Annotated in this window: 9 protein-coding genes and 1 tRNA gene; all 10 read left to right on the top strand. The window is 62.6% G+C overall.

All coding sequences use genetic code 11. The features are described from left to right. Positions 1-625 (top strand): CheB methylesterase domain-containing protein (locus H0U68_RS16120; RefSeq protein WP_296357380.1); only part of this gene is annotated, 625 nt, incomplete at its 5' end. A 22-nt stretch (positions 626-647) separates the two neighbouring features. Then, on the top strand, positions 648-2,387 hold the full coding sequence (locus H0U68_RS16115; RefSeq protein WP_296357378.1) for a methyl-accepting chemotaxis protein: 1,740 nt from the start codon (positions 648-650) through the stop codon (positions 2,385-2,387). Between the two features lie 33 nt (positions 2,388-2,420). Beyond that, positions 2,421-2,497, top strand: a tRNA-Arg gene (locus H0U68_RS16110). Between the two features lie 257 nt (positions 2,498-2,754). Continuing rightward, a complete protein-coding gene (locus H0U68_RS16105) occupies positions 2,755-3,309 on the top strand; it encodes an Lrp/AsnC family transcriptional regulator (RefSeq protein WP_296357376.1) in 555 nt (184 codons plus the stop codon). Between the two features lie 38 nt (positions 3,310-3,347). Next, positions 3,348-4,148, top strand: a complete 801-nt coding sequence (locus H0U68_RS16100) for an ABC transporter substrate-binding protein (RefSeq protein ID WP_296357374.1) — start codon at positions 3,348-3,350, stop codon at positions 4,146-4,148. 81 nt (positions 4,149-4,229) lie between these two features. Next, positions 4,230-4,898, top strand: a complete 669-nt coding sequence (locus H0U68_RS16095) for an amino acid ABC transporter permease (RefSeq protein ID WP_296357372.1) — start codon at positions 4,230-4,232, stop codon at positions 4,896-4,898. An 11-nt stretch (positions 4,899-4,909) separates the two neighbouring features. Further along, positions 4,910-5,560 carry an amino acid ABC transporter permease gene (locus H0U68_RS16090; RefSeq protein ID WP_296357370.1) on the top strand — a complete coding sequence of 217 codons (651 nt, stop codon included), beginning with the start codon at positions 4,910-4,912 and terminating at the stop codon, positions 5,558-5,560. 43 nt (positions 5,561-5,603) lie between these two features. After that, positions 5,604-6,329 carry an amino acid ABC transporter ATP-binding protein gene (locus H0U68_RS16085; RefSeq protein ID WP_296357369.1) on the top strand — a complete coding sequence of 242 codons (726 nt, stop codon included), beginning with the start codon at positions 5,604-5,606 and terminating at the stop codon, positions 6,327-6,329. 13 nt (positions 6,330-6,342) lie between these two features. Then, positions 6,343-7,611, top strand: coding sequence for an FAD-binding oxidoreductase (locus tag H0U68_RS16080; protein WP_296357368.1), 1,269 nt, complete (start codon positions 6,343-6,345; stop codon positions 7,609-7,611). Positions 7,612-7,620: 9 nt separating this feature from the next. Next, positions 7,621-8,334 (top strand): aspartate/glutamate racemase family protein, encoded by a 714-nt coding sequence (locus tag H0U68_RS16075; RefSeq protein ID WP_296357366.1) that lies wholly within the window; start codon positions 7,621-7,623, stop codon positions 8,332-8,334. Positions 8,335-8,455 lie beyond the last annotated feature (121 nt).

The raw sequence follows: 8,455 nt of genomic DNA, 5'->3' as shown, positions 1-8,455 counted from the left end.
CGTGCCGCACCCGCTGCTGCGCGGCGCGCGGCCCGCGCCCACCACCGTGATCGGCATCGGCGCGTCCACCGGCGGCGTGGAGGCGCTGCGGCTGATGCTGGGCGAACTCGACGGCGAGATGCCGCCGATCGTGATCGCGCAGCACATGCTGCCCGGCTTCACCGAGGCGTTCGCGCGCCGGCTGGACGGGCTGACCGAGATCACCGTCAAGCAGGCCGAGGACGGCGACGAGGCGCAGCAAGGCTGCGCCTACGTGGCGCCGGGCGGACGGCACCTGGTGCTGGAGCGGCGCGCGGCGCGCTATGTGCTGCGCCTGACCGACGCGCCGCCCGTGAACCGGCACCGGCCTTCGGTAGACACCTTGTTTCGCTCGCTGCTGCAGGCGGTGGGCGAACGGGCCATCGCGGTGCTGCTGACCGGCATGGGTGCCGACGGCGCCGAGGCCATGCTGGCGCTGCGCCGTGCCGGCGCGCGCACCCTGGCGCAGGACGAGGCCAGCTGCGCCGTGTTCGGCATGCCGCGCCAGGCGATCGCGCTGGGCGCGGTCGACGAGGTCGTGCCTTTGCACCACATGGCAAAAAGATTGCGGGAGTTGTCTGCGGCGGCCGAGCGGTCGCGCAGCTGAACAGGACAAGAGGAAAACGACTATGCAGATTTCGAATTCGATGTTCCACAAGATGACGGTGCGCTCGCGCCTGCTGGCGGGCTTCGGCCTCGTCATCGCGCTGCTGATCGCGGTGGCGGTGCTCGGGCTGGTCAACCTGCGCTCGCTGAACAACCAGGTCTCGGTGCTGGCCAACAGCCGCGTGCCGCAGGTGATCGCGGCCGGGCAATGGGAAGCGGCGGTGCTGCGCTCGGCGCGGCACATGGAGGCGGTGTTCGTGCTGGCCGATCCGCAGGAGATCAAGAAGGAGCTGGACACCATCGGCGAGAACCGCGCCCAGCAGACCGCGCTGTACACGCAGATGCGGGACATGGCGGCCGGCGCCGGCCAGGGCCGCGCGCTGCTGCAGGACATCGACCGCGCGCGCAAGGCCTACGCCGAGGCCGAATCCGAATTCGTCGGCCAGGCCCAGGCGGGCAAGATGGACGAGGCCAAGGCCACGCTGCTGGTGAAGGTGCGCCCGGCCCAGGTGGCCTACATCGCCGGCATCTCCAAGCTGGGCAACTACGTGGTGGACGACGCGCGCGGCATGGCCAAGGAGTCGGCCGACGCCTACCGCAGCAGCGTGGCGGCGTTCATCGCAGCGGCGTTGCTGTGCGTGGCGGCGGCGTCGGCGGTGGCGCTGCTGATCTCCGGCGCCCTGCGCCGGCAGCTGGGCGGCGAGCCGGCGTACGCCACTTCGGTGGTGCGCACCGTGGCCGGCGGCGACCTGGCGGTGGACGTGCAGCTGGCGCACGACGACCGCGACAGCCTGCTGTTCGCCATGCGCGAGATGATCGTCAACCTGCGCTCCATGGTGGCCGAGACGGCGCGCGGCGCGCATGCCGTTGCCGACACCAGTTCGCAGATCGCGCAGGGCAACCTGGACCTGTCGCAGCGCACCGAGGAACAGGCCAGCACGCTGCAGGACACGGCCAGTTCCATGGAGGAGCTGACCTCCACCGTGGCCCGCAACGCGCAGAACGCGCGCGAGGCCAGCAAGCTGGCGGCCGAGGCATCCAGCACGGCGCAGCGCGGCGGCGAGGTGGTGGACGAAGTGGTCAGCACCATGGACCAGATCCTGGACGCGTCCAAGAAAATCTCGGACATCATCAGCGTGATCGACGGCATCGCGTTCCAGACCAACATCCTGGCGCTGAACGCCGCGGTGGAAGCCGCGCGTGCAGGCGAGCAGGGCCGCGGCTTCGCGGTGGTGGCAGCCGAGGTGCGCAACCTGGCGCACCGCACCACGGTGGCGGCCAAGGAAATCAAGGGGCTGATCGGCGACTCCACGCAGAAGGTGCAGGCCGGCTCCGACAAGGTGGACGCGGCCGGCCACACCATGGTCGGCGTCGTTCTCTCGGTGCAGAAGGTGAGCGACCTCATCGCCGAGATCGCCGCGGCCAGCCAGGAGCAGAGCTCCAAGATCAACCAGGTCAGCGGCTCGGTGCTGCAGATGGACCGCGTGGTGCAGCAGAACGCCTCGCTGGTGGAAGAGGCCGCCGCGGCCACCGAATCGATGAAGGAGCAGGCCGGCGCGCTGCTGCAAATGGTGTCGCGCTTCCGCGTGGGCGGCGAGGGTGCACTGTCGTCATCGATGACGGGCGACGTGCACCGCTACAACGCGCCGCTGGCGGTGGCCGGCGCGGCAGGCGCATCGGCAAGCGGCAGCAGCCTGCCCGCGCCGTACCTGGCGGCGGTGATGAAAGGCGCCAAGCGCCTGCCGACCCGGCCCCGCGCCTGATCGCCAATTTGTGGTGATACAATCGCAGGCTTCGCGGCTGTAGCTCAGTTGGATAGAGTACTTGGCTACGAACCAAGGGGTCGTGGGTTCGAATCCTGCCAGCCGCACCAAAAAATTTCGTTCCATCAATGCCTCAGGCGTCACAAGCGCCTGAGGCATTTTCTTTTGCGCGTGTCTTTGCGCGACGTCCTTCCTGCCGGCTTATTGACTGCGCGCAGCAGCGTCGCGCGGCTTCTGATCTGAGGAGTCCTCGCCTCCGATTGGGTCGCATAGGTGTAAACGCCCGTATTTTCAACAAATCATCTATGTAGAATATTTTCGTGCAGAGTTTTTCTTTTACGAAGATTTTCACATATTTTTTTTGCTTATGCGCGAATTCTTCGACGCCACCGATCGTCGCCTGAGCAAGCTGCTGTCGGACAACGCGCAGGACAGCGTGAACCAGCTGGCCGACAAGATGCAATTGAGTGCGCCCACGGTACGGGCACGCCTGCGGTCGTTGATCGAAAGGGGTGCCCTGAAAATCGTCGGATTGCTCAACCTGTCGGAGCGACCCGAGCTGATCGGGGCCATCGTGGGCATCAACGCCAATGCGCAGGGACATCTGGACGATCTCATCAAGAAAATCGGGGACCTTCCATTCGTCTCTTCGGTGAGCATCGTCACCGGACGGTTCGACCTGATCGTCGAGGTGCTTGTGGCGGGAGACGTTCAAGACCTTTACCGCTTTACCAGCGAATTCCTGCCCAGGGTCGCGGCTCCCGGCGTGATCAGCCGCAGCGAAACGTTCGTGGTGATGAAGTCGCACAACAAATGGGTCAGCCTGTCGCGCAGTTGCTGGGAGAAAAGCCCGGACGGCGTGACTGACGACCCTGTCGAACCTTCTGGGTCGATCAGAGGTGACGCGGAAATTCTTTCGTGAAGGATGTTCCTTCGCGGAGATTCTCAGAGGAGACAATCATGAAACTGTCAAAGCTTTTACCCGCCGTCCTGCTGTCTTGCGCGGGATTCATCGGGGCATCGACCAGCGCCCACGCAGGCACGCTCGATGACATTCTCAAGCGTGGCGAGCTGAGAGTGGCGGTTCAAACGCAGGGCCCTCCGTTCTCCATGGTGGACAAGAAAGGGGAGCGCACTGGCAGTTCCGTGGAGCTTGCCAAATTGATGGCCCAGGAAATGGGGGTCAAGGTGGTCTTTCTCGACCTGGATTGGGACGGGCTTTTGCCTGCCCTCATCTCCGGCAAGGCAGACCTGCTGGCAGCCGACATGACGCCCACCCTGGCGCGGGCGACCAAAGTGGCATTCACGAAGCCGTGGATTTTCGTCGGCCCCGTGGTCGCGACCAAGGAAGGCAGCAAATTCGGCTCGACGGCTGCTTGCAAGGCGCCTGGTGCGAAGATCGCCGTGCTGTTCGGCAGCACTGGCGAAAAGCTCGCCAAGACACTCTTTCCGAAGGGCGAGGTCAAGAGCTACAAAGGCGGCGGCACATTGCTGCTGGACGCTGTGAAAAACGGTCAGGCAGATTGCCTGGTCAATGACAACACCGCCGTGACCGGCCAGGCGGCGGGATACCCCAAGGGAACGTTCAAGATCATGCCGGAATTGCTGGCCAAGGAATCGCTGGCCTACGCCATTCGATATGACTCGATGGACCTCCTGAGCTGGGTCAATCTTTTCATCGACCAGACAACCCTGGACGGCCGCCTGCAAAAGAACCTGGACTACTGGGTCAATTCCACACAATGGAAAGAAGAGCACTGAGCATCTGATGCACGCGGAGGGTCGGCGTCGTTGTCACCCCGCCGACCCGCGGGCCTGAGTTCCCCCAAGGATGCCTGACCCATGCTTTCGGCTTTGAACTTCCGGGTGATCGTGGAGACTCTCCCGAGTTTTTGGACGGGATTCGTCTCCACGCTGTCGATTTCTCTGGCTGCGTTTGCGGGTGCGCTCGTCATCGGCATCGTGGCCTGTGCGATGAGCTTGCAGCAATCGCGTTTTCTTCGGGCGCCAGCCGTCGCGTATGTGGACGCGATCCGGGCAACGCCACTTCTAGCCCAACTCTATTTCTTGTATTTTGGACTGCCGGGATTGGGCTTGACGATGCCTGAAATCCTGGTGGGCATCATTGCGCTTTCCCTCAACAGCGGCGCTTACGTCAGCGAAATCATCCGCTCGGGAATCATCTCCATCCCGGCTGGGCAGACCGAGGCCAGCACCAGCTCGGGCATGAGCTATTGGCAGCAGATGCGCCTCATCGTTCTTCCCCAAGCAGTGCGTCCCATGGTGTCGCCGCTGATCGGGCAGGCCATCGTGCTTGTCAAGGACTCGTCACTGCTGTCGCTCATTTCAGTTCTGGAACTTACGCGTGCCGGTCAAACCCTTGCGAACGACAGGTTCATGCCAGTAGAAGGCCTGGTCACCACGGCAGCGTGCTACCTGATCATCTACTTCGGACTCAAATTGATGGCGGCGGCCTGGAACCGCATGTACCGGCCACTGGCCACCCACTGAGCGCAATCACCATGAACTTGTTCCTTGAACAACTGCTCGGCGTCGCCCAGTACTACCCGGTCATCCTGAAGGGGATCGGCATGACGCTGGCCTTGTCCTGCATCGGCATCGTGGCAGGAAGCGTTGCCGGATTCCTGTTGGGCGTAGGCCGTGCCAGCGCAAACAAACCGCTGCGCTTTGCCATTGGCGCCTATACCGACATCTTTCGCGGCACACCCATCCTGGTTCAGGTGTTCGTCGTCTTCTTCATCCTTCCTGAGGCGGGTATCGAGCTCGACTCCTTCACCGCAGGCGCCGTCGCGCTCTCCAATATCACTGCCTGCTTCATTTCGGAAATCGTGGCGTCCGGCATCCGGGCGGTCCCCCGTGGGCAGCTGGAAGCGGCGGCATCCGCGGGCTTGACGCGATTTCAGCAGATGCGGCTGGTCGTGCTGCCGCAGGCCACCCGGATGATCATTCCGTCTCTCGCGGGGCAGTTCGTTCTTCTGGTCAAGGATTCGTCGGTGGTCTCGGCGGTGGGGCTTCTCGATCTCACGCGATCCGGCTGGGTGATCGTGCAAAGCATTCCCAATGGCCTTCTCGTCTTTGCCGTTGTGGGAATTGGCTATTTCCTGATCTGCTATCCCCTGCTCCATTTGTCTCGTCGACAGGAGAAGCGTTGAGTTTCAGTTCCGCAAGGACGCCGAGAACCAAGCAAATAGGCACATGATCAAATTCAGCGCGCTCAACAAATGGTTCGGAACGAACCACGTTTTGCAAAACATCAATCTGCATGTGGCCAGGGGAGAGGTGGTGGTCGTGTGCGGACCAAGCGGTTCTGGAAAAAGCACCCTCATCCGCTGTGTCAACGGCCTGGAGAAATTCCAGAACGGCGAGCTGATCGTGGACGGTGCTTCCGTCACCCACGCGGCAGGGCTGCGGCAACTGCGGATGGAGCTTGGCTTCGTCTTTCAGCAATTCAATCTCTACCCGCACATGACGGCGCTGGAAAACGTGACGCTGGCGCCCATCCATGTGCGCAAGCTGACCAAGAAGGAGGCGATCAGCCGCGGCCGCCAGTTGCTGGAAAAGGTGGGCCTCGCCGACAAGTTCGAGGCCTACCCTCATCAGCTGTCAGGAGGACAGCAGCAGCGGGTCGCGATTGCTCGCAGCCTTTGCATGCAGCCGAAGATCATGTTGTTCGACGAGCCGACCTCGGCGCTGGACCCCGAAATGATCAATGAAGTTCTGGACGTCATGGTCGCTCTGGCCAAAGACGGCATGACCATGATCGTGGTCACGCATGAAATGGGCTTCGCGCGCAAGGTTGCCGACAGGGTGGTGTTCATGGACAAGGGCGCGATCCTCGAGGTTGCCGAGCCCGAAATCTTCTTCCAGGCACCGAAGAACGATCGGACGCGGGAATTCCTTGGAAAGATTCTTCACCACTAGATCCACCGGTCCCATGAACACAGTTGAAAGCAAACACCCACGCGCCGTTGCCGTGATGGGCGCCGGCATCGTGGGAGCCGCGACGGCCCTTGCACTGGCCGCCGAGGGCCATGCGGTGACCGTCATCGATCGCGGCGACGTGGGCGCGGGAACCAGCTTCGGAAATGCCGGCGGCATCGTGACAGGGGCGGTCACGCCAACGGCCACACCCGGTGTCATTCGCTCGCTGCCGTCGTATTTCCTGGACTCCAACGGGGCCGCTGTTCTGCGGCCGGCCTATGCTTTTCAGGTGCTTCCCTGGCTTTTTCGTTTTATCGCGGCGAGTCGCCCTGCGCGCGTCGCGACGATCGCGGCGGCGCTGCATCCGCTGGTGTCCAACGCCATGCGCGCGCACCAGGATTTGGCCCGCTTGAGCAACGCCCTTGACCGAATTCAGCCGGTCGGCTGGCTGAAGGTCTACGGCTCGGACGCGGCATTTTCCAAAACCGCGCTGGAACGCGAATTGATGACGCGCCACGGCGTCAACTTTTCCGCTTTGCGCGCCGGGGAGATCGCGGACCTGGAGCCCAACCTCAGCAAGGAGGCGTACACCCGCGGCCTGTTTCAGCCCGAGAGCGGCTTCGTCAACTACCCCATGGGCTTGGTACAAGCGTATTTCAAAGGGGCACTTGAGCGTCGCGCGCAGTTCGCTCAAGAAGACGTGCAGGACATCAGGCCGATCGGCGATGGCGGGGTTTCCGTGCGAACCCAGCAGACGGTGCGCCGCTTCGATTCCGTGGTGATCGCGGCCGGCGCCTGGTCCAAGCAATTCGCCTCCCAGCTCGGAGATCGCGTGAGCCTTGACACCGAGCGTGGCTACCATATTTCATGGGGCTCGACGGATGGGCCCCTGCTTTCCCGCCCCGTGAGCTTTCCTGAAAAGGACTGTGTCCTGTCACCCATGCACGACGGAATCTCCCTGGCCAGCGGCGACGAATTGGCCGGCCTGACGGCTGCGCCAGACTTCCGGCGCATCCGCGCACTCGTGCCCTTTGTCCACAGCGTGCTGCCCGGCACCCGCTTGCAGACTGTTCAACGCGAATGGATGGGCCATCGTCCCTCGACACCCGATTCATTGCCTGTGATTGCGCGGTCACCACGCTGCAGCAATGTTTTTTACGCCTTCGGGCACGGCCATCTGGGACTGACCTTGTCCGCCATCACGGCCCAGTTGATTGCAGGCATGGTCGGCGGCCATGCAGCCCCTTTCGACTTGGCGCCTTACCGGATCGACCGGTTCTGAAGGAGTCTTATGACGAGTGCAACTGGAGTCGCGAAGATCGGAATCCTGTGCTGGGAAAAAGGGCAGGTTCCCAGGGGCCTCATGCAACTTGAAACCCTCGTTGGCAACAGCACCAATCCTGCGTCGTATGACTACCCCGTGCACTTCGTTCCGGTGCATGGTGCCAACGTTCACACCATCCTCGAGAACCCCGACCCGGCAGTGCTTCGCACGATGATCGCCGATGCCCGGACAATGGCAGCGCAGGGCGTCAAGGCAATCACGACCAGCTGCGGATTCAACGCGATTTTCCAGCAAGAACTCGCCGAAGCGGTCGGCGTACCGGTTTTTACGTCCAGTCTTTTGCTGGTGCCCCTGGTGCAGCAAATCCACGGACCCAAAAGCGAAATCTGCGTACTCACCGCCAACACGCAGGCTCTTCGGCCCGAACACTTGTCTTCGGTCGGGATCAGCCGTACCGAGGGCCTGCACATCATCGGCCTGGAACAATGCAGCGAATGGAACCGGATTTTTGCGCAACCCGATGCCGAAGTCGATCTGGCGGTGATCGAGCAGGAGATTTTGGGTACTGTGCTTCGCGCGCTCGAGACGTACCCTGGTATTCGCGCGTTCGTTCTTGAATGCACTGATCTGCCCCCCTATGCGGCAATGATTCGCCGCCGCTCGGGCCTGCCGGTATTTGATTTCATCTCGATGATCAACCTGCTGCATTCAAGCCTCTAGTGTAGTGCGCGCGAATTAGTTAAACTTTCGCTCGAAGGCATACTCCGATGGCCAAGGGGGTGTGATGCCATGCGGGTCGCCAAGTCGATTGAGCTGGATGGGCAGACGCAGCAGGAGCTTC

Origin of the sequence: Ramlibacter sp. (assembly GCF_013697775.1) — a bacterium.
Taxonomy (GTDB): domain Bacteria; phylum Pseudomonadota; class Gammaproteobacteria; order Burkholderiales; family Burkholderiaceae_C; genus Ramlibacter.
Note: the sequence above shows the minus strand (reverse complement) of the source record. Positions and strands in the feature narration are given on the sequence as shown.